We start from the raw sequence: 24,555 nt of genomic DNA on the forward strand, positions 1-24,555 counted from the left end.
CGGCGCGCGTCATTTGTGAAATACGGTAGCTTGTTGTGACGCTAACGTGTAGCGGTCGCGCTGAAATGCGCGCCAGGAGCATGCTTTTCTCAGCGGCTATTTAAGCACGTCATCATGTTGTCACTTTATTGACTCACGATTGTAGCCTCGGGAAAGGGATAACACTGGGGATATCCGACCGCTGATTAAAGTGACCAATAGGCAATGACCGTACAAGAAGCTCAATGGCTAGACCGCATTATCAGCACAGAAGACCTGCATGTATTGTTCCAGCCGATTGTTGATGCTAGCCAGCAGGCGATTTACGGCTACGAAGCGCTAATTCGTGGGCCTAACACCTCACCTTTGTATTCACCGCTGCGTTTGTTCGAGGTGGCGACCCAGACAGGGCAGTTGGTCGAGTTGGATTTACTCTGTCGACGTTTGGCGATTCGACGCTTCGCGAAGCTTGAACTGCCCGGCCTTTTATTTCTCAACGTGATGCCACTCACCATTGTCGAGCGTGATTTTAAAGAAGGCCTGACACTGGGGTTTATTCGCGAAAGCGGTTTACCTGCCGAGCGGGTGGTGATTGAGCTCACTGAGCACGTGCCGATTCATGACTACGACCTGATGCGCCAAGCCGTGGCTCACTACCGCGATATGGGCTTTCAGGTGGCGCTTGACGACCTTGGTGCGGGGCACTCCAGTTTGCGCCACTGGTCAGAACTGCGTCCGGATTTCGTCAAACTGGACCGCCACTTCATCTCGGGAATTGATCAGGAGCCAGCCAAGCGCGAATTTTTACGCTCTATTCTGGACGTCGCACGCAGTCTGGATTGCCAATTGATCGCTGAAGGTGTTGAAACCGCTGCAGAACACCTTTGCTTATGGGAGCTTGATCGCGGTCTTGCTCTGCTACAAGGTTTCTATTTTGCCCGCCCGAGCCAGCATCCGCCTTTGCAGCTCAACATGTTGCTACCCGCGGCCACCCAATTAAAAAGCCCAGCTGGCCGCACCGCGCGCTCTATTTACCGCATTACCGAAGCAGTGAAACCTGATTGCGCAGTGCCACTGGTCGCCGAGCGGTTTCGCCAATACCCTGGCTTGCGCTGTATTGCGGTAGTCGATAATGGTAAACCCGTTGCGGTAGTGCGCCGTAACGCATTTTTAACCCTTTTTACCAATCCGTACAGCCATGCCCTATATGCCAAACGTGCGGTATTGGATGTTGCAGACTCACGCATGCTGGTGGCCGAGGCTGATATGCTGCTGGAGAATTTGAGTCAGCAATTGACAGACAGTCACGATATTGAGCAGGAAGATTTTGTCATCGTATGCAGGGACGGTCACTATCTGGGCATGGGTAATATCGTTGACCTATTGCGCGAGATTACCGCGATTCAGGTGCGACAAGCGCGCCATGCCAATCCCCTGACCGGCTTGCCGGGCAATATTGTGATCAATGAAACGCTTGCTGCCTACCTAATCGCAGAGCAGGGCTTTGCCGCCGCCTACGTTGATTTAGATAACTTTAAAGCCTTTAACGATGCTTACGGCTATGCCAGGGGCGACCATGTGATTATTTCGTTATCACGGTTGCTGCAGGCCCAAGTAGAGAGCGTAGGCGGCTTCATTGGCCATGTAGGTGGTGATGACTTCATGATGTTACTGCCGCTAGCTCATTGGGAAAACGTCTGTGATCAAATCCTGTATTCGTTCGAGCTAATAGCGCCAGGCTTCTATGAAGAAACTGATCGTGAAAAGGGAGGGATCCAAATTGAGAACCGACAGAATAAAGTAGCCTTTTTTCCTTTCGTTAGCGTGTCGATTGCGGTGAAACCTATTCCCGATGGTGCGAGCTACAAGGCGCTGGATATCGCCGCGGAACTTTCTGAGCTGAAGCATCAAGCTAAAAAAATGCCGGGTAACAGCCTGTTTGTCGAGCGTCGCGGCAACAACGTCGCTGGCGTCAAAAAATAGTGTCATTTTAAGTACGTCAAAACGTCACCAATAGGTCATCTAACAGCCCCGTGGTTGTCATCTGACGTTGTCAGGATTAGCGCTATCTTCTAACAACGCTTTAGGTGACCCATGCAGACATTATCGCTCCCTCGTACGCTTCTCAGCGCCGCTGTCGCCAGTGCCTTTACTTTTACAGCAATCGCGGCGCAGGCCGACCTTTCCAGTCGCTATAGTGATTCAGACGGCGATTTGATTGCCGATACACCGAGTAATGAAGCGGACCAAGTTGATCCCGATACGCTGGTATTTGCCTACACGCCGGTTGAAGACCCGGCTGTTTATGCGGATGTATGGTCTGATTTCCTTGATCACCTGAGCGAAGCAACGGGCAAAGACGTTCAGTTCTTCCCGGTGCAATCCAACTCTGCTCAACAGGAAGCCTTGCGCGCGGGCCGTTTGCACGTTGCCGGTTTTAACACCGGCGGTGTTCCAGTGGCGGTTAACTGCGGTGGTTTCCGTCCGTTTGCCATGATGGCCGCCGAGGACGGCAGCTTTGGCTACGAAATGGAGATTATCACCTACCCAGGCAGCGGCATTAAGTCAGTTGAAGACCTGCAGGGCCGCCAGTTGGCGTTTACCTCAGAGACTTCTAACTCTGGCTTCCGCGCACCTTCCGCCCTGCTGCGCTCTGAGTACGGCATGGAAGCGGACGAAGACTTTGAAACAGCGTTCTCCGGCTCTCACGATAACTCCGTTTTAGGCGTGGTCAACGAAGACTATGAAGCCGCTGCCATCGCCAACTCAGTGGCACGCCGCATGCTGGCGCGTGATGTCGTGTCAGAGGGCGATTACGAAGTGATCTATACCTCCGATACCTTCCCGACCACCGCCTACGGTACGGCCCACAATCTGGATCCGGAGCTCGCGGAAGACATTCAGGACGCGTTCTTTAGCTACGACTGGGAAGGCACAGCGTTAGAGGAAGAGTTCTCCAACTCCGGTGAAGCGCAGTTTATCCCAATCACCTATGAGGAAAACTGGGAAGTGATTCGCACCATCGCCGACGCCAACGAAGTGACCTACGACTGCGACTAATCAGTCGGTAAAAACATAGTGATTCGGCCAGGAGGGCTCACCTTCTGGCCGTTATGTTATGCACATGAGGTAGCACAATGTTGACACTAAGCGGCGTAGCCAAGCGCTACCCCACTGGGGACCGGGCGCTAACAGATATTGACTTAACGCTGCCCAAGGGCCAGGTCATGGCGCTGATTGGGCCGTCCGGAGCCGGTAAAAGCACGCTAATTCGCTGTGTGAATCGGTTAGTTGAGCCGACTCAGGGCAGCATTCGGCTGGAAGATACCGAACTCACCCAGCTATCGGGCCATAAGCTACGTCAGGCGCGGCGTTCCATGGGCATGATTTTCCAAGAGTATGCTTTGGTTGACCGCCTCACCGTAATGGAAAACGTGCTGTCCGGTCAGCTTGGTTATGTTGGTTTTTGGCGTAGTTTTTTGCGTCGTTACCCCCAGGAAGCGGTCGTTGAAGCCTTTCGTTTGTTGGAGCGAGTTGGCCTGCCCCAGGCGATTGATAAGCGCGCTGATGCGCTGTCGGGTGGGCAGCGCCAGCGGGTGGGCATTGCCCGGGCGCTATTGCAAAGTCCTAAGCTGTTATTGGTGGATGAACCCACCGCTAGCCTCGACCCGAAAACCTCCCGCCAAATAATGCGATTGATTCGTGAATTGTGTGCCGAGCGTGAGCTTGCCGCCATCATTAACATTCATGACGTCGCGCTGGCTAAGCAGTTTGCCGATCGCATCGTCGGCCTGCGGGCGGGCGAAATTGTATTTGATGGACACCCTGGTGAACTGACCAGCGATATTCTCACGACCATTTACGGTGAAGAGGACTGGGACACCACGTCTGAACCCATGGATGACGAAGCTACTGGCGCGCCGCCGCTCAACCCGGCTCACGAACGCGCCATGCCGTCTCTTGCGGTGGGGAATGCACTATGAACGAGCAGGCTGAAGGGTTCGCCCAGGTGCGTCAGCAAGCGGCCCGAGCTGGCCAATGGCGGCGTCTGCCACTGATTGATAGTCCTCGCATGCGTTGGGGCATTGCCTTTGGGACGGTGGTATACCTTGTTTTGGCGCTGGCCTCGGTAGAGGTGGATTGGTCACGCGTTGCCGAAGGGGCGGGGAGAGCTGTCAATTTTTTGGGCGCTTTTGTGCAGCCTGATTTTATCAGTCGCTGGGACGATATCGTCGCAGGGTTGATGGAAAGCCTGACCATGACATTCACGTCCACCGTACTGGGAATTCTATTGGCGGTTCCGGTGGGGCTTGGTGCGGCGCGCAATATTGCACCGCTACCGATTTACTTTATGTGCCGTTCGATTATTGCCGTGTCGCGTACCTTTCAAGAGGTCATCATCGCGATCCTGTTTGTGGTGATGTTCGGCTTCGGGCCGCTGGCGGGGATGATCACCCTGGCGTTTGCCACGATTGGCTTCATGGCCAAGCTGTTGGCGGAAGATATTGAGGATTTGGATTGGCGGCAGGTGGAAGCCGTTCGGGCGACCGGTGCCAGCTGGTGGCAAACCATGAATCACGCCGTTCAGCCGCAAGTTATGCCGCGTTTGATTGGGCTGTCCATGTACCGCCTGGATATTAACTTCCGCGAGTCGTCGGTGATCGGCATCGTTGGGGCGGGTGGTATTGGCGCGACGTTAAACACCTCGCTCAGCCGTTATGAGTACGATACCGCCGCGGCGATTTTGTTGATCGTTATCGCCATTGTGCTGCTATGCGAATACAGCTCTAGCCATGTCCGCCGTTGGACCCAGTAACCCCTGGAGAATTGATATGCCTGTTTTAACAACTTCCCAGGGCCAGCCGGTATGGCGGCGGCGTACGACGCGGGCGCAGTGGCTGCACTACCTGGCGTGGCTAGCAGGCCTTAGCCTTTTTCTCGTCTGCTGGAAGGTGATTTCCGACAATACCATGTGGGTGTTTGTCGCCGATGCAGGCCGGCAGGGTGGCGACCTTATCAGCCGCATGGTACCGCCGGAGTGGGGCTACGCTAATGTGTTGTGGAAGCCCATGTGGGATACCATAAATATCGCTACCCTGGGCACGTTGCTCGGCATTGTAATGGCGTTTCCAGTGGCGTTTTTAGCGGCCCGTAACACCACGCCACATCCCTTGGTGCGCAGCGTCGCGCTGCTGGTGATTGTGTCATCGCGCTCTATCAACTCGCTGATTTGGGCCATGCTGCTCGTGACGATTTTAGGTCCGGGCGTGCTGGCGGGGATTATCGCCATTGCGCTTCGCTCCATCGGTTTTGTGGGTAAGCTGCTCTACGAAGCGATTGAAGAGATTCACCCAACGCCAGTAGAGGCCATCAGCGCCACCGGTGCCAGCCGTATGCAAGTGATGAGCTACGGCGTATTGCCGCAAGTGATGCCAGCGTTTGCGGGGATTAGCGTGTATCGCTGGGATATTAATATCCGTGAATCGACGGTGCTTGGCTTGGTGGGCGCTGGCGGGATCGGCCTGCAGTTGAATTCTTCAATCAACAGCCTTGCGTGGGATCAGGTGAGTGTCATTTTCATTATGATTTTCGCCACTGTGCTGGTCTCGGAATGGGTTTCTGCGCGGGTTCGTCACGCAATCATATAATCCACTTGGCAGCGTCTCGGCGTATGCGCCATGCTAAAGGCGAATCGGCCAATCAGAGACGCATGCCATGCCCTTCATACGCGGGTTACCCATCGTAAGTTTGTTAACCCTGCTGATCTTGGCAGGCTGTGCCAGCCGCGACACCGCATTGAACGAACGCCTGGACGATGCCCAGGGTTTATCCATGGAGCGCGCGCTAATTCTGTCCCATGCCCAACAGGCGCTAGGCACGCCCTACCGGCTAGGCGGTAACACGGGCGACGGCCTTGACTGCTCTGGGCTGGTTGAGATGGTCTATCAAGCCGCGGGCATTAATGTGCCCCGTACCGCCGACCAACAGTTTCGCCAATTGCCTAGCGTCGATGCACCTCGCCCCGGCGATGTGTTGTTTTTTGGCTCACGCCAGAAAGCCACCCACGTGGGCATTTACCGCGGTAACGGCCAAATGATCCATGCCCCCGGCAACGGTCGAGAAGTGGTCAGCGTACCTCTGGATATCGACTACTGGCAGCAGCGGTTTTTGGGCGCTGCCAGCCCCGCGCCTTGATGTCTTTCCATGATTGAGCTGGTGTAAAACCACGCTGTCTGCTTTTGGCGCTCAGTGCGAGTGCTACGCCACATGCCCCCGTCTCCCTAAAGTTGCCGCTAAGTTGGCCGATAATAGAATACAAAATAATTTTCCATTTAACGCTTTCCCATGGTTGGCACAGTGGGGACGTTGGAGATTGGGCGATACCTGCCTGTTCTAAATGATGATTAATTTATTACTAATGCATTAGGGCGCCAGCAAGCGTACTGTTTTATAGTGTGCCGCTAATGGCGGCTAATATGCTGACGTAAAATATTTAATTGACGAAACTTTAGGATGCAAGCGCGTTAAATGGGAAGTATTGATTTCAAGATTGCATCGTATCTGCCTGCGGGTGGTAATGCGGCGATTGCCCCTGTCATTACTTAATTAACGAGGAGAGCAAGGACGTATGAGCCAGTCTTTTACGACAATAAAGGCGCAGTCTTTGCCTCAATCGCATGCATCGTCTTTAACGCCTAACGACCCCGCGACTATGCCAGCACGGTTACCCGCTCATGCGGCGTTCTTGCATGCCAACGAGGCGATTATCATTACCGACGCGGATAACTGTGTAATCGATGTTAACCCTGCCTTTTGCGAGCTAACCGGCTCTACGCTAGCGTCCGTAAAGGGCAAGACCCCCGAGGCATTCAGTATCCTGCCGCTGGACGATAGCCGCACGACCCGCCTGATGCGCGAGGAACTGCAGCTCCGCGACCGTAGTAAAAGCCAGGTGAGTTACTGCAGCCACGACGGTCAGTTCTATCCCGGTATGATGTCGATTAACCGGGTGCGCGACGCTCAGGGTAACGTGGACCATCATGTCATTGTGTTGGCCGATTTATCGACTATTCCTGCCCATGCGCGGCATCTTAACCGGGAAGTGTACTTTGATGCTCTGACCGGCTTACCCAATCTCCAGCTGCTGACCCAGCTCATACAAGAGTCTATGCAGCACGCTGATAGCACGCAGACGCCGCTGGCGGTGTGTTCGCTGGATATCGACTTCTTCAAATCGATCAACGATCGCTTGGGTTCGGGTGTGGGCGATACGCTGCTATCGACGTTTGCACAGCGGATTAGCCACCTGCTGTTTGGCGACGATGTACTGGCCCGGGTAGGCGGTGATGAGTTTGTGCTGCTGCTCCACCACGGTGTGGATGAGGCTTTTTTTGAAAAACTGTTGGCTTCCATTAGACGGCCGCTGTTCATTGAGGGGCACACGGCTCACTTGACGGCCAGCTTAGGGGTAACGTTTTACCCTAACGATCCTGCTCAGGGTGATGGTTTGCTGCGTCATGCTAATCAAGCCATGTACCGGGCAAAGCAGCGCGGGCGTGACACTTTTCACGTCTTCGACCCCCAGCATGATCGCTTGCTGCAGGTACGCCACGAGCAACGCCAGCGCTTTGTGGATGCGTTGGCGAACGATGAACTGAGACTTCACTACCAGCCCCAGGTAGATATGCGGACTGGTCAGGTAGTGGGCGTTGAAGCACTTATTCGCTGGCAGCACCCCGAGCAGGGGCTGCTGGCACCGGGGCAGTTCTTGCCGACTATCGAAGCGACACCGCTTGAGGTTGATCTTGGCGAATGGGTGTTGGAACACGCCATGCGCCAACTAGTGCAGTGGCAAGCGGAAGATATCTCACTGCCCGTCAACGTCAATATTAGCCCTGCGCACTTGCTATTGAGTAACTTCAGCGAGCGGTTGGGTGAGTTATTGGCGCGTTACCCCAGTGTGTCGCCGGCCATGCTCAAGCTTGAGGTGCTGGAAAGCGCGGCAATGCACGATATTCAAGCGGCGTTAAATACCATGGCGAAATGCCAGGCATTGGGGGTCAGCTTTGCGATTGACGATTTTGGCACCGGGTTTTCCTCGCTAACACATTTACGCCAGTTGCCGGTGAACTTGATTAAAATTGACCAAAGCTTTGTCCGCGACATGCTAAGCGATGCTGATGACATGGCGATTGTAGAGAGCGTGATTTATATGGCGAACCGTTTTCAGCGGCCGATGCTTGCTGAAGGGGTCGAGACGCTGGCGCATGCAAAAGCGCTGATTGCGCTGGGCTGTGAGTTAGCGCAAGGCTACGGTATTGCACGGCCAATGCCCGCCGATGAACTACCGCTGTGGCTGGCTGCATGGCCAGAGCGAGAGGATTGGACTGCCCTAGGCAGAGCCCACTAACGTTGGTTCAATAAGCACTGGATCCGTTGTTAGTGGATCAGGCAGCACGAGGTGCGCTGGGGTTGGGAGCCGAAGTAGACTCGGTGCCTTCATCGCTAGATGGAATGCCTCCTTCTGCGCCTGCCCGTGCCTGGTCCATTTCGCTGCGCTGCATGGCGGCGTCTAGTTTCGCTTCAAGCAAATACTGCCTCGCTTGGGCGGCGACTTGATAGTCTTTGGGTGAAGGGTCAGCGGGAGCCAACGCAGCGGCGATCACGGTTTGCATTTTCTCGATCGTGGCATCGGGGTCGTTGGGAACCGGGCCGTAATCAATCGAGACTTCGCCGGCAACGGCATAGCGCTGGCCATCGGGGCCTACCTCGTAATCGTAGCTAGCCCCGCCGGCATACGCCCCGCCGACGGTCTGGTGGGCCATTTCATGTTGCCTGACCTCGCGGTCGGTTTGTTTGAGTTGGTTTAGCTGCTCAATTTCCTCAGGGGCGAGGGGGCTGCCGTCCGCACTTTTCGGACCGACGGCAGATTCGTCACGGGTCGCATCTTGAGCAGCCGTTTCCTGCTCAACGTCGTCGTTGGCCGCTTTAGGCGATGAGGTCGTTACCTGGGCAGCCCCTGCATTAAACGTGGGCGATGCCCATGCAGAGAGAGAAGCCGCACCGATCACGGCGATTGTCATGGCAAGTGTCCCATGCGATCAAAGGAATGACGTTAAGTATTAGCGAGGCGGGCCAGTCGCGCAAGCTGTCGCTCAATGGATGGGGCGCAAAGAGGTGGGGATAGAAGGGGATGCAGACGATTGATGTGGTGATTAATCTCTCTTATGAGACATGCTTGGCGCACTACGAGGGGCGCATTGCCCAGGTGTATACTCATAGCCTGGATGGTCGTCGGGTGGTGTTTCCGGCAGAAGCGCTGCGCCATGTGATGACCCACGACGGCGTTTATGGTATCTACCGATTAAAGTTTTCTGAAGCAGGCCGATTTGTCAGTATTCATCCGCTTGGTATTTGTTGAGCCTATATGTCCCACTCTAAATCTGACGTGTCGCTATATGAAGTCGTTTATGAGGTAATTCCGAACCTCAATATCGCTGAAAAGCTGGTTAACAATACCTTGAAAAGTTTGAGGGAGGAGGCCTCCAACCCTTTGGATATGCTGCGACGTAAAGAGCAGCAAGAAGCCCTCGGCCTGGAAATCCACCATGTGCGGATGAACCTTGAGCATTTATTGGAGCGCTACCGTGATGAAGTGGCCGAACTGGTTCGTACTGAAGGTCGTGAAAAAGGCCCCATCGTGACACCGGACCCCTTTGAAGCGCAGGCAATCCGCAGCGCCGTTGATATTTATCAACACGTCCGCGCGTATCAGCGTGGCGAGCGGCGTCATCCCCTGCCAGGCCGTTGATCATTACAGTTTAAATGCTCTGCACCATGAAAAGATGATCCGGCAAGACTTGAGTTATAATAGTGGCTTCACTGCTACCTCCTGGCTTACCCGCTGGGATGTTGGCAGCCTGCCTACCCGGCAACGGCTGCTGAGCCAACAGGAGATATACCATGTCTGCCTCACCGGTCACCTTAATGGTGGCGCGACGCGTTGCTGAAAAACGCTACCCACATTTTACCCGCTGGCTGAACGAAGGCCGTCATTTGGCCGCAGACTTTCCCGGTTACTTGGGGTCCGGCGTGTTGGCGCCTCCTGCCGACGACGATGAGTACCAAATTATCTTTCGCTTCAGCAGCGCTGACACGCTGGCTGCCTGGGAACATTCAGCTTCTCGGCATGCTTGGCTTGCCCGTGGTAAGGGCTTGTTTGATGCCCCGCATGAGCATCGCGCTACTGGCCTAGATGCCTGGTTCCAAACGCATTCGCCCGTACCGCCCCGCTGGAAGCAAGCGGTGGCGGTATGGCTGGCGTTTTTTCCTGTTTCGCTGATTTTTCAGTGGATATTCGGCAGCACCTTGGCCCACTGGCCAATGCTGCCTCGTGTCTTGGTCAGCACCTTGATGCTGACACCGGTCATGGTGTTTGTGTTTATCCCCCTCTCGATGCGGCTATTGGCACCTTGGTTACAGGGTAAACGGTCACCATTGGGTGCTCTTATAGGGCGCAGTGTCGAACGACGCACCTAGGGTGAAGTTAGCGTTGGTAGCGGGGTAATGGGGCGTTTTCTTGTTTATCGCCAACGCTGCTATGCTGAACGGGCACACAGTGAACGGAAGACTGGCGTCAGCGCAATGTTGGCGTGCCCAACTGCCCATGGAGTGCCTATGATTCACGTCCATCATCTCGAAAAATCTCGTTCGCACCGTATCTTATGGCTTCTCGAAACCCTGGAGCTTGAATACGAGATTATCGTTTATCAACGTGACGGTGCCACTCAGCAAGCCCCTGCGGCACTCAAAAAGATACACCCGTTAGGTAAGTCGCCGGTGATCACCGATGGGGAACTGACGATTGCTGAGTCCGGCGCGATTATTGAGTATTTACTGCAGCGTTATGGCCATGATCGCTGCCAGCCAGATAGCGATAACACCAATGACTGGATAGATTATCGGTACTGGCTGCATTACGCCGAGGGGTCTTTGATGCCGCTGCTGGTCATGCAACTGGTGTTTGGTCAACTGCCTAAACGCTCGCCTTGGTTCGTCAAACCGATTGCCAAAGGCATTACTCAAACTGTTAACAGCACCTTCTTGCACCCGCAAATTAATCAGCACCTGCGTTTTATCGATGATTACCTGGCGTCCCACGAACACTTTTCAGGCCCCTGGCCCAGCGGCGCAGATGTACAGATGAGTTTCCCTCTCCAGGCGGTAGCGGCGACGCATTCATTGATGGCTTACCCCTCGATTGCCCGTTTCGTTGAGCGAGTTGAGTCTGATCCTGCTTGGCAGCGCGTCGTGGAGCGCGCAGGCCAACTGACCATGCCCGGTGCGTAACCGATATCATGGCGGCGTTGGTAATGACCAACCTCGAGCATAACCTGCGCCAGGCTAGGCAGCGGCGTGTTTGCCGTGGTGTCCTGGTGCTCGGTAGCTTGTTGATAACGCCTGCGCTAATGGCAGATGAACCCCTGCGCGTAGGCGTTTATGACAATCCCCCTAAACTGTTCCTCACCGACCAACAGCGGTTAGACGGCATTTTTGGCGATTTACTATGGGCCATTGCCGAGCGCGAGGTCTGGCAAATCGAGCCGGTTGTGTGTGAGTGGCAACGCTGCCTGGATCTGCTTGAACACGGCGATATTGACCTGTTGCCTGATGTGGCATGGAACAAGGCGCGTGCCGAGCGGTTTACGTTTCACAGCGAACCGGTATTGCATAGCTGGTCCCAGCTTTACCAGCGTAAAGGCGTCACGATTGACGCCATGGTCGACTTGGCGCAAAAACGCGTAGCAGTGGTTGAGGACTCCATCCAGCAACGCTATCTCGTCGATATTACCCAGCGCTTTGATATACCGGTTGATTGGGTCCGCGTCGATAGCTTTGAAGAAGGCTTTGCGCGGGTTGTAGGAGGAGAGGCCGACGCGGCAGCGGCCAGTCACCAGTTTGGCGAGTGGCGTGCGCAAAAGGCAGGCCTGAAGAGTTCTCCCGTGGTCTTTCAGCCCGTCGAGCTTTATTACGCCGCCTCGCCGTCGCTGCCTCAAGAAGTACTTACCCGCATCGATGAGTACTTAATGCGCTGGAAAGCGAAAAGTGATTCGATTTACTTTGACTCGCTACGCGCTTGGCAGGCAGCGGGCCCCACCCCGCCTGCTACGCCTAGCTGGCTGCGCTGGGGGATAGCGGGGCTTTTGGGATCGCTGGCGCTGGTGGTAGGCGTGAGCTTGCTGATGAGGCGACGTATTGCAAAGCAGCGGGTGCGCTTGGCAACCAACGAGGCCATGCTGTCGACCATTTTGGATAGCGTGGATGCTTATATCTATATCAAGTCGCCCGATCTGACGTATCAGTACGTCAATCAGCGCATTTGTGAGCTATTTGGCCACCCCGCACAAGCCGTGATAGGCGAGCGTGACGAGACTTTTTTTGACGCCGCTACGGCCGCTGAAATCGCTCGGGTAGATCGGCGCGTGCTGGCCTCGGGTGAAAAAGTCACCATTGAGGAGAGTAATGTTTTAAAGCACGACGATCGGGTGAGAACATTTTTATCGATCAAAATGCCGCTTGCCTTTACACCAGGCGAGCCTCCTTCGCTTTGCGGGATCTCGACTGAGCTGACCGAGTATTTGGAAATGCAGTCCCGAACGCACTATCTCGCATTCTACGATGCGTTGACCGGTCTGCCGAACCGTCGCCTACTTATGGAATCCCTGGCGACTACCATCAAGGAAGATACGCAGGGCAATCAATACGGTGCGCTATTAGTGGTGGATCTTGACCACTTTAGGTTGGTTAACGATTTACAAGGTCATGCGAGTGGCGACCAGCTATTGATCAGCGTGGCCGAACAGCTTCGCCAAGCGCTGGATAATGACGCTATCCTGGCACGTTTTAGCAGTGATGAATTTGTCGTGCTTATCAACCACTTGGGTGAGCATCAGGAAAAGGCCGCTGCCAAGGCTGAGCGCATCGCCCGACAGTTGATGACGACAATTCATCAGTTACGCAATAGCCGTTCATTACCGATTAGTGCCAGCGTGGGGCTGGCGCTATTTAATGGCGATTCGAGCCCACTGGATCAGGTGCTGCAGCAGGCAAATATGGCACTTCAGCAGGCCAAGGCCGCTGGCGGGCATGAGCTGCGTTTTTTCAACCCTAGCATGCAAACCAGCGTACTGGAGCGTGCAAACCTGGAAGCCGACCTCCACCATGCCTTAGCCCGACGTGAGCTAGAGCTGCATTATCAAATTCAAGTGAATCAAAAAGGCGTGACCATTGGGGTGGAGGGGCTGCTGCGTTGGTACCACCCGGAGCGCGGTTGGGTCTCGCCTGCTGAGTTTATTCCGCTGGCAGAAGAGAGCGGGCTGATTATTCCGATTGGCAACTGGGTATTGACACAAGCCTGCCAGCAATTGGCCATGTGGGCGCGGCAAACCGCCTACGCGCCGCTGACTATCTCGGTTAACGTCAGTTCAGTGCAGTTTCAGCAGCCCGACTTCATTCGCCGTGTGGAAACTCTGCTCAAGCAAACTCAGGCGCCGGCTAGCCAGCTGGTGCTAGAAGTCACCGAAAGCCTGCTGATGCGCGAGCCGACCCGCGTGCGCCATACCATGCTCAGGTTGCGTGAGCGGGGGATTCGCTTTGCGTTGGATGATTTCGGCACCGGGTATTCCTCATTAAACTACCTAAAGCGGTTACCCCTTGATGAACTCAAGATCGACCAGTCGTTTGTCCGTGAGTTATTAACCGATAAAGCCGATGCCGCGATTGTCGATACGATTATTCTGCTGGCCGTTAGTTTAGGGCTGGAGGTGGTGGCCGAGGGCGTGGAAACCCAGGCTCAGTTAGATTGGTTAAAAGGTCACGGCTGCTATCGCTATCAAGGCTATTTTCTTGGCCGCCCTAAGCCCATTGATCATTTATTCGAATAAAAAAGCCCTGCCATCGTGAATGGCAGGGCATCTTATCTATCAATACGTGTTGTTAATACATCGTGTTGGCGTTAGCCAAATAAGGCAAAGCTCTCGGCGTTAAGCCACATGTGCACCAAGATACTGGCGACGTAGCCTAGTAAAATCACCGGCGACCACTTCAAGTGTCCAATAAAGGTATAAGCGCCACGCGCTTGCCCCATGACCGCCACGCCCGCGGCGGAGCCAATCGACAACAAACTGCCGCCTACCCCAGCGGTTAGCGTGATCAGCAGCCAGTGACCTTGCGACATATCAGGTTCCATGGTGAGCACGGCAAACATGACGGGAATATTATCGATGACGGCGGAGACCACGCCGAGCACAATATTGGCCGCCGTTGGGTTCCAGCCGAGATACAGGGCTTCCGAGAGCAAGCCGAGATAGCCCATAAAGCCCAACCCGCCTACACACATCACAACGCCGTAGAAGAACAGCAAGGTATCCCACTCGGCGCGCGCCACGCGGTTAAAAACATCGAAGGGTACCACGCTACCCAACTGTTCAAGCTTCTTGTTGTCGCCGCGGCGGCTGTAGCGTTCACGCTTGCGCTCCAATGAACGCGGCAGGCTGCGGCGAAGGTAGTAACCAAAAAATTGCAGATAGCCCAGGCCGGTCATCATGCCAAGTACCGGGGGGAGGTGCAGTAACGTATGGCACAGCACCGCGGTGGTAATCGTCAGCAGAAAAAGCGCCACGATGCGCCTTGCGCCGCGTTTCATCCATACATCTTCTTGCAGGCTTTCGGGTTTTTTGTTGGGGATGAAAAAGCTCATGACGATCGCTGGGATTAAGAAATTCACCAGCGACGGTAAAAACAGAATAGAGAAGTCTTGGAATGGCACAATGCCCGCCTGCCAAACCATCAGCGTGGTAATGTCGCCGAAGGGGCTAAAGGCACCGCCCGCATTGGCCGCCACCACGATGTTAATACACGCCATATTGATGAAGCGCTTATCGCCCTCGGCGACTTTGGTGACGACCGCACACATCAGTAGTGCCGTGGTCAGGTTATCGGCAATCGGTGACAGCATGAACGCCAAACCGCCGGTTAACCAGAAAAGCGCGCGGTAATTAAACCCCATGCGCAGCATCCACGAACGCAGTGCATCAAATACCCGGCGCTCTTCCAGGGCGTTGATATACGTCATGGCCACCAGCAGGAACAGCATCAGCTCGGTGAACTCCAGAAGCGTCATGCGGAAGGCTTGTTCAGAGGCCTCCGACATGCCGTTTTGGACATACACCCAGCCGATGAGGCTCCAGATGATACCAGCCGCGACCAGCACCGGTTTGGACTTGCGCATGTGGATTTTTTCTTCGGCCATGACCAACGCATAGGCCATGGTAAAAATAGCAAGTGCGAAAAAACCCACTGCCGATTGGGTTAAATCGAGTTCACCCGTTACGGCGAATACCCCGGGGCTAAACAGCAGCAATAACGCTGCCAACAAAAAAAGCCAGCGACGATCGAATCGAGGCTGGCAAGGAGGTCGAAAAAAAGGCATGACGATGCATTTCCTTTCGTTAGGTTTATAGGAAGGATTTAAAAGCCGCGTCAGTCTATCAGTCCGTATTGCGATGCAATACGTAATAAAAACGAATGAATGTAGCGGTTCTTAACCGTTACAGCTCATTTTTTAGCAAATTAATCGTTTAGGTAATAGTAACTTGGAAAATTTTCAGGCCTAGGTTGCATTAATGACGCTAAAACTTAGGGCTAAGTAAACGATATAGCCTGCTAATAAAAAAGCGCCCTCAACACGTGATAACCGCATACCGGTATACAGGAAAAGCATTAGGATGCCGGCTGCTCCGAGCATGACCCACTGGTCAAAAGCACCAACCCGGGCAGCAATGGGCAGCGGTTGTAGAAACGCCGACACACCCAAGATGCCGAGAATATTGAAGATATTACTGCCCAGAATATTTCCCACGGCGACATCGGCGTGTCGACGCAGGGCGGCAATAATGGAAACGGCCATTTCCGGTAGCGATGTGCCCACAGCCACGATAGTTAGGCCAATCACTGCTTCTGAAATGCCCATGGCTTGGGCTAAACCAATGGCACCATAAAGTAACAACTGGGAGCCCCCAATCAGTAAACCAAGACCGAGGACGAGGGCGACGATAATGGTTAGGCCGGTTTTGGGAAGCTTCGTCATTTCATCGGCTTCCGAGGCGTGCATTTCAGCAGCGGGTATGGTCTGTTGGCGTTCACTAAGGTACGCCCAAACGAGATAACCGACCAAACCGGCTATAAAAAGGCCAGCATCCAGTCGTCCCAGGGCTCCCCCCCACGCCAAGCCGATAAATAGCAAGCTGGCTGCCACCATGACGACGCCATCACGGCGCAGCGCCTGGGGTTGAACGGTCATTGGGCAGATAATTGCGCACAACCCCAGAATCAATAGGATATTGCCGATATTGCTGCCCACGATATTACCCACTGCAATATCCGGCTGCTGGTTGATCGCTGCGTCTATCGAGACCACCAGTTCTGGGGCCGACGTGCCAAAGCCCACCACGACTAATCCCGTCAATAGGGGGGAGACACCCGCCCGCCGCGCGCCCGCGACAGCACCGCGTATTAACGCTTCGCCGCCCAGTGTTAAAAAGCCAATGCCTGCTAATAGGCTCAAGGCGTACAGCATGCTGAATTTTCCTTTTCAATGTTGGCCCGTAAACGAGCTGGCTTAGGCGATAACATAGCGGAGAGTAGCGGCTTCTGCCTAATGGTTTCGCGTGCTGGCGATTCGATAATCGTGTTGAGCAGAAAAAGCTCTGCGGTACGCTAAGCGCTACCAAGTCGAAGACGGTAATGGAAGCGTCGTGAGGCAGTTATCGCCATCGCATAGCGGAGAGTTGACAATAGTTATGTTATAACTTAACTTATTTTTTGAAAGTCTTAATCTTGTGATTTGCCAAAGGAAATACATCAAAATGACGTATCGTCAAAAAGTCACTGCGCTTGCGTTAAGCGCTTTACTGATTTCAGGTATACAAAGTGTGCATGCTGATGATCATGCTCACGACCACGACCACGACCACGACCACGACCACGACCACGACCACGACCACGACCACGACCATAGCCATGACCATGATAGCGATATCTACGCAGGCTACTTTGACGATGAACAAGTGAAGGATCGTCCACTCTCAGACTGGGAAGGTGATTGGCAGTCGGTATACCCCTACCTGGAAGACGGTACGCTTGACGAGGTTTTTGAGCATAAAGCATCTGAGGGCGACAAAACCGCCGAGGAATACAAAGCATATTACGATACGGGTTATCAAACGGATGTGGAGCGTATCGTTATCGAAGGGCAAAACGTCACCTTCTATGAAGACGGCGAGCAACGTACGGGGGAGTATCAATTCGATGGCTATGAGATATTAACCTACGAAGCTGGTAACCGTGGGGTACGCTATATCTTTGAGCTTGAAGAAGCCGCTGATGAGCTTCCTCAATACATCCAGTTTAGTGACCATAGTATCTATCCCACTGATGCGTCACATTTTCACCTCTATTGGGGCGATGACCGCGAAGCCCTACTGGAAGAAGTTACTAACTGGCCGACGTATTATCCCTCGGCGCTGGATGGTGATGAAATCGTCGATGAGATGATCGCCCACTAAACAGCCTCCTGAGCGGAAAACGCTGATGAGTGTGCTCGAGTAACGACGACAAAGCGCTGGCAGAGATGCCAGCGCTTTGCTTATATGGGTAAGACCCAATGCGTTGAAGAGTCGATCCATGACCCCCTATTTGCCTTTACTGATCACAATGGCCCCACTTGCTACGCGCTTTTGCAAACGCTTGCTGAGCATCGGACTTTTGGTCTCAAGCAGCGTGGTGACCGCAGACGCGGGGTGCGATAACGAGAGTACACAACTAGCGCTAACGGAATGTTCCGCGCAGGCATATCAATCGGCCGATGATGAGCTTAACGAAGCGTATCAAGCCCTTGTTAGCAAGCTGGAGAAAAATCCAGCGACTCTTGAAAAGCTGCGCGATGCCCAACGGGCCTGGATCAGCTTTCGAGACGCTGAATGCGCGCTCGAGAGCGGCGGCGTAGAAGGCGGCAGCGCACAACCCATGGTACGTAACGGCTGCCTTGCAACGCTGACACAGCAGCGCACGGCAAGGCTGCGCGAGCATGCAAATTGTGAAGAGGGGAATCTGAGCTGCCCGCGTTAATGGTACAGATTGATTTGATGTAAGGGCTACAATAACAAAAAAAGCACCCGTAGGTGCTTGATTTTCTTGATAAGGTGGTGGAGGCGGCGTCCACCGTTTAGGTGTATCAAAGCACATCATGCCGATGCTTTAACCTATTGAACTCCTTGTTTTTTATACTTTACGTCGTCTTATTCTATATCAGGAAATATCACCCAATGGTATTATTTTGGATGGTATAGTGGATGGCAAGGTGGATGGGAGGGAAAGTTCGTGCCAATAGTAGCAAAAGAGTTAAGCGCCGCTGAGGTGAGACGTATTGAAGAGCCAGGTACATATGCCGTGGGGGGATGCGCTGGTTTGCTGCTTAAAGTGTCTAGTAGTGGAGGGCGTTCATGGATACTTCGCACACGTGTTGGCAACCGCCGACGTGATTTTGGACTAGGAGGTTTTCCGACCACCTCTCTGGGTGATGCGAGAATCAAGGCACGTGAGTTACGCGAAAAGCTGGCGCAAGGAATTGATCCAATAGCTGAGCGTCAAGCTGTAAGGTCTGCTCATATTGCTGCCCAAGTTAAGCAACTGACATTTCGCGAGGCGGCAGAACGGTACCACGTCACCAAGGAAAAAGAGTTTGATAACGCTAAGCATCGTAAGGACTGGATTGGCTCGCTTAAGCGCTATGCCTTTGTTCATTTCGGTGATGTGCCAGTAAGAGATATTGAACTGCCCCACATCTTGAAAGCGCTAGAACCAATCTGGGAAAAGAAAACTGAAACAGCTACCCGCGTTCGGCAGCGCGTAGAGGGAACTCTGGCATGGGCAACTGTGCGGGGATACCGTCAAGGTGATAATCCTGCACGCTGGAAAGGAAATCTTGATGCTGTACTGGCTAAGCCTAGCAAGTTGGGTAAGGGTAAAAAGCACTTCCCGGCACTGCCCTGGCAGCGGGTCCCCGAGTTCATGAAAGACCTGCGCACCCGAGAGGGCATGGGCGCCAAAGCGTTGGAATTCGCTATTTTAACCGCTGCACGTTCGGGCGAGATACGCTTTGCCAATTGGAAAGAAATAGATCTCAGTGCCAAAGTTTGGACTATACCGGCAAATCGTATGAAGGGAAAAAAGCCTCATCGTGTCCCACTATCACCCACCGCTATTTTTCTGCTGGAGTCTCTTCCCAGAATGGAGAATCAGGCTTTGATATTTCCGGGCGTTCGTGGCGGAGTAATGAGTGATAGAAGTATTTTGTCCACAATAGGTCGTATGAATGCCACCAAAAATAAGAATGGTGACGGACACTACATTGATACTACTGATGGCCGACCAGTAGTACCGCATGGTTTTAGAAGTTCATTCAAGGATTGGGCGCGCAATAGCTCTAGTTTTCCAGATGAGGTGAGTGAGTTAGCGCTTGCTCACGTAAATAGTGACGCCACTCGGGCGGCATATGCTCGCGACGAATTATTGCCTCAACGTACAGAACTAATGCTGACATGGGCGGATTTCTGTGCAGGATCAACTGGAGCAAGCGCAGTTGGAACTCAAAATCCTGAAAGGATATTGTGACTTATAGTTGCATACCGTTTGTTATGAACAGGGGGTAGAGCAACTGCTGTGGTCAATAGGGTGCAGCCGGTTTTTTTGATGGGCATTTTGGATAAGAAAAAATGAATATAGGAGTGGCATTGCGGACTTTTGTAGACATTGAGGCATCAGGTCTTGATCAGATAAACAGCTATCCAATTGAGGTTGGTTGGTCAGATACGTTGGGCAATCAGGATGGTTTTCTAATTAAGCCATTAGTAAATTGGAGTTATTGGGATCCAAATGCACAGCTGATACATAGTATTTCGCGAGAGGAGCTACTATCAGATGGCTTATCTGTGAAAGAGGCAGCAATGCGTCTAAACTCATCGCTTGGGGGCGAAATAGTTTACTGTGACGCGCTAGATTTTGACGGCTTCTGGTTAAAGAGACTATTTGAGGCCGCTGAAATGGAAATGACATTTACTTTAGTCGATGTTTTTAATCTGTATAGTGAAATGTCTAAAGAAGAGTTCCTACTTATGCAAAGGTATTTAAACGATAGCCCGGTACCGCATCGTGCGCTTGCTGATGCAGAACGCTATTCGGCAGCATTTAGAAAAGCGGTTAATCAATAGTCCATTTTAGTTGATAGTAACAAAAGTAAACAAAAAGGTGGCTGTTTACTCTCTTGCAGCTTTTTAATCTTGGGATACGTTGTACTTACCTCAATGAGAGGTTCATTCATAAGGATACATAAGTATGACTATTCGTGAGCTTTACGATGCGCTTCAGGGCGGTGATTTGTCAGTAGTTTCAGAAGTTGCCGATGTTTTGGGTGAGCTTGCTGATGTAATCGATATGTTGAAAGAAGCTAATTGGCTTGAACAGCGAGAAGCTATTGAACATGTTAAACAGCTAGATTTCTGTAATTACTATAGTTCTGAAGTCAAGTTTCCAGCAGAAAGCTATCATATGTGGTTTTAAATAATAGTTTGGCACATTACCGGTCGATTTCAGACGGTAATGTGCCAATTTATTGATAGTATTTTTTACTCTTTACTACTCGACTAGTTCTTGGCCTCCCACCTGCACCTTTTGCTTTGAGCTTCAACTCGCCGATCCAGTGGTCACTTCGTCCAAGTGCTTCTATCAACAGTTTTAACGAGCTCAAGTAATCATTTCGAGTTGTGGTTTTATAGTTCTTTTCTTCCAGCCAGTGACTGATTAGCCACTTTGCATGTTTGAGTTTTATTTTTTCCGGCCTGTTAATCTCTGGAAACCTTTCTTGAATTGCAGCAGCGAGTTTTTCAATACGATTAAGATGCCGGGTAGGGTGTGGTGCCTTCATGCCATTAAACTTGATGCGAGAAAAAATTGGTTTTAGATCCATGTAATTATCCCACGTAAGCTCGCGATACATGCCGACGGTTATGCCCCAGCATCCTTGAGACTAAATCAAGTGCTTTTAGATGTGCGATTAAATCAAGAGGTTTTCGCTTAACAGGAGCTAGCTGTTTGGCATTCTCTTCATAAATCGCAACGGCAAATGCTGCGCGCATTTCTCGATAAGTGATCAGACCATGCAACTGAATGATGGGTCGTCCTGGGTTGATAACTCGGCATACGAAACCAAGATAAGTTTCATCTTGCTTAAGCATATTTTTGCTTCCCTTAGGAGAGTGGGCGCGCGCGTATTCCAATGCGTTCCACTGATCTTGTTCCACAGGAATACAACGATCATCACACCGTCGCCCGCCTTTCGTGCCCTCTAAAATTCGGCACTTTCCTTGATTTCGGGCTTCATGAAAAAGCCTATCTAGGTTAGCTAATGACGCTTCGCGCACGCGCATTCCAAATGCTCTTGCAAGTAGCAATACAGCTGCCGCTCTTGGGTTTTGTGCTTGCTCCAGAGCGTGTGCTGCTTGTTCTACATCCTCATTACGCTCTCCGTGAGGTGTATTCTGTCGAGTATGGGTTCTTCGGCCTACTAGTTTGGAAGGTGAGACATACAACTTTCGGTCATGTCGCAGACAGCGCATAACAGTATTTACAGTCGAGAGCAGATTTTGGGCATACGAAACAGAGTATGCTCCGTCTTGAACGGACTCTAGCAAATGCTCTCCATACGACAGAATATGTGCTGCTGCAATCAATCGAGCGTCTTTTATTTCATAGTGTTCTTTTATCCAGCGCACGAAATTCGCAAACCGAGCATGATGACTATGCTTAGTTTGATAGTGATCAGTGCTTCCATAATGATCATGTAGTGCTGACAGAGCGGCATAACCCAACCGTCGTCCGTAACCGTAGTTGCGTTTTCGTTCACACCACCCGCTATGACACTTTCCTGATGCCATTTATCTGTCCTCAAAGTTTTCTTCTAAACCTAAATGTTAAATGCAGCTATACGTGGCTGGGTCTGCGACTGATGGGCAGATCCACCCCCCACGCTTGACGATCTACCCGTCATCGCAGTCAGTGTTTACTCCTGTTGGTATGTAAGCGATCCAATAAACCCATCTACCTAATCTCGTGAGGGCTGATCACACTGGTGATCTCTTTGGTTTTGGAGATCGTCATGACCTGTGAACTCAACCCCACTCAGGCCTTTTGGTTGGGCCATCTCTATCATGCCTCAGCGCTGAATATGCCGTTAAGTGATTACGCCGACTCACAAGCGTTACCCCTCACCGACCTGCTGACATGGGAGAAGCGGTTAAGCGTGCAAGGCTTGCCGGTGCCACCACGCTGCCGTCCCGCGCGGTTTTTGTCGGTGGAGGTGGTGACATGATCCGCCCTGGTACCGACCTGACGGTTTATTTATGCCGCGAACCCGTGGATATGCGCAAGCAAATCGATGGGTTGGCCTTGCTGGTCCAGGAGGCCATGGACTTGAACCCGTTCGATCAGGCGCTGTTTGTGTTCGGCAACCGCCAACGCGATAAGGTGAAGCTGCTATTCTGGGAACGTAACGGCTTTGTGGTGTGGTACAAGCGCCTGGAGCGCGAGCGATTTAAATGGCCAACGCATCTGGAAGGCGACACGGTGACGCTGACCGGTCAGGAACTGAACTGGCTGCTGGATGGCGTTAACCTTAAGGCCATGCAACCTCATAAAGCGTTGTATTTTCAGCAGGTTGGTTAGTTTTTTCTCCTGTCTCAGCGGTGTTTTTGGTATACTCGGTAGTATGCAAAACGCCGATTCTTCCTCGCCAACGATCTCCCAGCTTGAGCGCAAGCTGGCCGCTGCTGACGCTGAAAATGCGCGGCTATTGGCGTTGATGGAGAAAAAAGAAGCCCAGTGGGAAGCCACCAAACAATCGCTGTTTGAACAGTTCCGGCTGGCCCTGGAGCGTCAGTTCGGTCCTTCCACCGAGAAGTATCAGGTGGATCAAAAGGACCTGCTGATCAACGAAGCCGAAGTGGCGGTTGACGAGGAAGACGGCGACACCGACGCAGCGGACAACGAGGCGGTTAATGACACCGTGGCCGAGCCCACGGCGCCGGCGAAGAAACGCCGCTCTCGGGGTGGCCGGGTAGCGTTGCCGCCCGAGCTTCCACGGGTTGAGGTGGTGCATGATCTCCCTGAAGAGGCACGTCACTGTCAGGATGATGGCACCGCGCTCACGGTCATCGGCGAAGAAGTGAGCGAGGAACTGCACGTCGTGCCCGCCTGGGTGGAGGTGATCCGTCATGTGCGACGTAAGTATGCGTGCCGAACCTGCGAAGACGGCGTCAAGACTGCCCCGGCGCCCGCTAAGTTACTGCCGAAAAGCAATGCCAGCGCCACGCTGCTGGCCTATGTCGCCACCGCCAAGTACCAAGACGCCTTGCCGCTGTATCGGCAAAGCCAGATTTTTGCCCGCCATGGGGCGGAGATCCCCCGCAATACGCTGGCCCGGTGGATGGTGCAGGCCGGTGAACGCATCGCCCCGCTGATCGAGACGCTACGCCGACACCTGCTCCGTTCCCTGCTGATCCATATGGATGAAACGACGCTCCAGGTGAACCAAGAAGCGGATCGCAAAGCCAGTGCCACCTCTTACATGTGGGTGCAGCGCGGGGGGCCGCCAGGCCAACAGGTGGTCTTGTTCGATTATGACGCCAGCCGTGCCGGGCGAGTGCCTGTGCGCCTGTTGGGTGACTATGCAGGTCGCTTGGTCACCGATGGCTACGAAGGCTACGCCGAGGTGGTGCGTCGCAATGGGATCACCCAGGCGGGCTGTTGGGCACATGCACGGCGCAAGTTCGTCGAGGCGCAAAAAGTGCAGCCCAAAGGCAAAACCGGCAAAGCGGACTGGGCGCTGAACCAGATCCGTAAGCTGTACGGCGTGGAAAAACAGGCCAAAGCACTTGAGCCCGAAGCACGCCACAGGCTGCGTGAGCAGAAGAGCCAACCCTTAATCGCTCAACTGCGCACCTGGCTCGACAAGTCACTGGCGCAGGTGCTGCCTAAAAGTGCGCTGGGAAAAGCCCTGCACTACCTGGATCATCAGTGGCCGCGCCTGACCCGGTTCCTCGATGATGGCCTGATCCCGCTGGACAACAACCCGGCCGAAAATGCCATCCGCCCGTTCGTCGTCGGCCGCAAAAACTGGCTGTTCAGCCATACGCAGAGCGGCGCTCACGCCAGTGCGGCGATCTACAGCCTGATCGAAACCGCGAAAGCCAATGGCCTCTCGCCCTACGACTACTTACAACACGTCTTCAAGACACTGCCCACCCTCAACGATGATGAACTGACGACGCTGCTGCCCTGGCAGTGGAAAGAGACCTTACCGGTCTAAGCGAAGCTTGCATAGATGGGGTTTATGGCGCGCTTACGATGCAAGTGACTCAGCATACTCCGCGAGCCGGTCTGTCCGCCCCTCCCAGAGTATTCTCT

At 53.2% G+C, this 24,555-nt stretch carries 25 protein-coding genes; 20 read left to right on the forward strand and 5 right to left on the reverse strand.

Going from position 1 to position 24,555, the window contains the following annotated elements; translation table 11 throughout:
- Positions 1-204: 204 nt before the first annotated feature.
- From CPH17_RS13980 to CPH17_RS14010, 7 genes are all read left to right on the forward strand, one after another.
- Positions 205-1,962, forward strand: coding sequence for a bifunctional diguanylate cyclase/phosphodiesterase (locus CPH17_RS13980; protein WP_096299948.1), 1,758 nt, complete (start codon positions 205-207; stop codon positions 1,960-1,962).
- A 111-nt stretch (positions 1,963-2,073) separates the two neighbouring features.
- Positions 2,074-3,039 carry a phosphate/phosphite/phosphonate ABC transporter substrate-binding protein gene (phnD, locus tag CPH17_RS13985; protein ID WP_096299950.1) on the forward strand — a complete coding sequence of 322 codons (966 nt, stop codon included), beginning with the start codon at positions 2,074-2,076 and terminating at the stop codon, positions 3,037-3,039.
- Positions 3,040-3,116: 77 nt separating this feature from the next.
- Positions 3,117-3,962 carry a phosphonate ABC transporter ATP-binding protein gene (gene phnC / locus CPH17_RS13990; protein ID WP_096299952.1) on the forward strand — a complete coding sequence of 282 codons (846 nt, stop codon included), beginning with the start codon at positions 3,117-3,119 and terminating at the stop codon, positions 3,960-3,962.
- Positions 3,959-4,795, forward strand: a complete 837-nt coding sequence (gene phnE / locus CPH17_RS13995; protein ID WP_096299954.1) for a phosphonate ABC transporter, permease protein PhnE — start codon at positions 3,959-3,961, stop codon at positions 4,793-4,795. Before phnC ends, phnE (CPH17_RS13995) begins: the two co-directional genes overlap by 4 nt.
- Positions 4,796-4,811: 16 nt before the next feature.
- The gene (gene phnE / locus CPH17_RS14000; RefSeq protein ID WP_096299956.1) at positions 4,812-5,627 is read left to right on the forward strand and encodes a phosphonate ABC transporter, permease protein PhnE; all 816 of its coding nucleotides are present in this window, start codon (positions 4,812-4,814) and stop codon (positions 5,625-5,627) included.
- A 67-nt stretch (positions 5,628-5,694) separates the two neighbouring features.
- Positions 5,695-6,174: a C40 family peptidase gene (locus CPH17_RS14005; protein ID WP_096299958.1), complete on the forward strand. Its 480-nt coding sequence runs from the start codon at positions 5,695-5,697 to the stop codon at positions 6,172-6,174.
- A gap of 433 nt (positions 6,175-6,607) precedes the next feature.
- Positions 6,608-8,389 carry a putative bifunctional diguanylate cyclase/phosphodiesterase gene (locus tag CPH17_RS14010; protein ID WP_441316753.1) on the forward strand — a complete coding sequence of 594 codons (1,782 nt, stop codon included), beginning with the start codon at positions 6,608-6,610 and terminating at the stop codon, positions 8,387-8,389.
- 37 nt (positions 8,390-8,426) lie between these two features.
- Here the strand turns inward: CPH17_RS14010 and CPH17_RS14015 are convergent, their stop codons facing one another.
- Positions 8,427-9,062 (reverse strand): putative metalloprotease CJM1_0395 family protein, encoded by a 636-nt coding sequence (locus CPH17_RS14015; protein ID WP_074397727.1) that lies wholly within the window; start codon positions 9,060-9,062, stop codon positions 8,427-8,429.
- Positions 9,063-9,172: 110 nt separating this feature from the next.
- Between CPH17_RS14015 and CPH17_RS14020 the strand changes: the two genes are divergently transcribed.
- From CPH17_RS14020 to CPH17_RS14040, 5 genes are all read left to right on the forward strand, one after another.
- The gene (locus tag CPH17_RS14020; RefSeq protein ID WP_074397726.1) at positions 9,173-9,400 is read left to right on the forward strand and encodes a DUF2835 family protein; all 228 of its coding nucleotides are present in this window, start codon (positions 9,173-9,175) and stop codon (positions 9,398-9,400) included.
- Between the two features lie 6 nt (positions 9,401-9,406).
- Positions 9,407-9,790: a hypothetical protein gene (locus tag CPH17_RS14025; protein ID WP_074397725.1), complete on the forward strand. Its 384-nt coding sequence runs from the start codon at positions 9,407-9,409 to the stop codon at positions 9,788-9,790.
- Between the two features lie 152 nt (positions 9,791-9,942).
- Entirely contained in the window at positions 9,943-10,518 is a 576-nt protein-coding gene (locus tag CPH17_RS14030; protein ID WP_074397724.1) for an antibiotic biosynthesis monooxygenase, read from the forward strand.
- A gap of 138 nt (positions 10,519-10,656) precedes the next feature.
- The gene (locus CPH17_RS14035; protein WP_096299962.1) at positions 10,657-11,328 is read left to right on the forward strand and encodes a glutathione S-transferase; all 672 of its coding nucleotides are present in this window, start codon (positions 10,657-10,659) and stop codon (positions 11,326-11,328) included.
- Between the two features lie 23 nt (positions 11,329-11,351).
- Positions 11,352-13,922: an EAL domain-containing protein gene (locus tag CPH17_RS14040; RefSeq protein ID WP_231898034.1), complete on the forward strand. Its 2,571-nt coding sequence runs from the start codon at positions 11,352-11,354 to the stop codon at positions 13,920-13,922.
- 71 nt (positions 13,923-13,993) lie between these two features.
- Here the strand turns inward: CPH17_RS14040 and nhaD are convergent, their stop codons facing one another.
- Together nhaD and CPH17_RS14050 are read right to left on the reverse strand one after the other, a co-directional pair.
- Positions 13,994-15,469, reverse strand: coding sequence for a sodium:proton antiporter NhaD (gene nhaD, locus CPH17_RS14045; protein WP_074397722.1), 1,476 nt, complete (start codon positions 15,467-15,469; stop codon positions 13,994-13,996).
- Between the two features lie 180 nt (positions 15,470-15,649).
- A complete protein-coding gene (locus CPH17_RS14050) occupies positions 15,650-16,615 on the reverse strand; it encodes a calcium/sodium antiporter (protein WP_096299964.1) in 966 nt (321 codons plus the stop codon).
- A gap of 289 nt (positions 16,616-16,904) precedes the next feature.
- Between CPH17_RS14050 and CPH17_RS14055 the strand changes: the two genes are divergently transcribed.
- The 5 genes from CPH17_RS14055 (at position 16,905) to CPH17_RS14075 (ending at position 20,655) form a co-directional block, all read left to right on the forward strand.
- Complete coding sequence (locus CPH17_RS14055) at positions 16,905-17,603, forward strand: metal-binding protein ZinT (RefSeq protein ID WP_074397720.1); 699 nt, start codon at positions 16,905-16,907, stop codon at positions 17,601-17,603.
- A gap of 118 nt (positions 17,604-17,721) precedes the next feature.
- Positions 17,722-18,165, forward strand: a complete 444-nt coding sequence (locus CPH17_RS14060) for a lysozyme inhibitor LprI family protein (RefSeq protein WP_231898035.1) — start codon at positions 17,722-17,724, stop codon at positions 18,163-18,165.
- 252 nt (positions 18,166-18,417) lie between these two features.
- Entirely contained in the window at positions 18,418-19,710 is a 1,293-nt protein-coding gene (locus tag CPH17_RS14065) for a tyrosine-type recombinase/integrase (RefSeq protein WP_096299966.1), read from the forward strand.
- Between the two features lie 101 nt (positions 19,711-19,811).
- The gene (locus CPH17_RS14070; protein ID WP_096299969.1) at positions 19,812-20,306 is read left to right on the forward strand and encodes an exonuclease domain-containing protein; all 495 of its coding nucleotides are present in this window, start codon (positions 19,812-19,814) and stop codon (positions 20,304-20,306) included.
- Between the two features lie 124 nt (positions 20,307-20,430).
- Complete coding sequence (locus tag CPH17_RS14075; protein WP_096299971.1) at positions 20,431-20,655, forward strand: hypothetical protein; 225 nt, start codon at positions 20,431-20,433, stop codon at positions 20,653-20,655.
- Between the two features lie 49 nt (positions 20,656-20,704).
- On the opposite strand, the gene CPH17_RS14080 is transcribed toward CPH17_RS14075, so the two are convergent.
- Both CPH17_RS14080 and CPH17_RS14085 read right to left on the reverse strand, forming a co-directional pair.
- Positions 20,705-21,061 carry a hypothetical protein gene (locus CPH17_RS14080; protein WP_157742962.1) on the reverse strand — a complete coding sequence of 119 codons (357 nt, stop codon included), beginning with the start codon at positions 21,059-21,061 and terminating at the stop codon, positions 20,705-20,707.
- Positions 21,062-21,065: 4 nt separating this feature from the next.
- Positions 21,066-22,028: an integrase domain-containing protein gene (locus CPH17_RS14085; RefSeq protein ID WP_096299975.1), complete on the reverse strand. Its 963-nt coding sequence runs from the start codon at positions 22,026-22,028 to the stop codon at positions 21,066-21,068.
- Positions 22,029-22,249: 221 nt separating this feature from the next.
- On the opposite strand from CPH17_RS14085, the gene CPH17_RS14090 reads away from it, so the two are divergent.
- From CPH17_RS14090 to tnpC, 3 genes are read left to right on the forward strand one after another with little or no spacing between them, the layout of a single operon-like run.
- Entirely contained in the window at positions 22,250-22,462 is a 213-nt protein-coding gene (locus CPH17_RS14090; protein WP_074394775.1) for a hypothetical protein, read from the forward strand.
- Positions 22,459-22,815: an IS66 family insertion sequence element accessory protein TnpB gene (tnpB, locus tag CPH17_RS14095; RefSeq protein ID WP_074394776.1), complete on the forward strand. Its 357-nt coding sequence runs from the start codon at positions 22,459-22,461 to the stop codon at positions 22,813-22,815. Before CPH17_RS14090 ends, tnpB begins: the two co-directional genes overlap by 4 nt.
- 43 nt (positions 22,816-22,858) lie before the next feature.
- Positions 22,859-24,457 carry an IS66 family transposase gene (gene tnpC, locus CPH17_RS14100; RefSeq protein ID WP_074394777.1) on the forward strand — a complete coding sequence of 533 codons (1,599 nt, stop codon included), beginning with the start codon at positions 22,859-22,861 and terminating at the stop codon, positions 24,455-24,457.
- Positions 24,458-24,555 lie beyond the last annotated feature (98 nt).

The sequence above is a fragment of the Halomonas sp. hl-4 genome (assembly GCF_900215475.1).
Classification (GTDB): domain Bacteria; phylum Pseudomonadota; class Gammaproteobacteria; order Pseudomonadales; family Halomonadaceae; genus Vreelandella.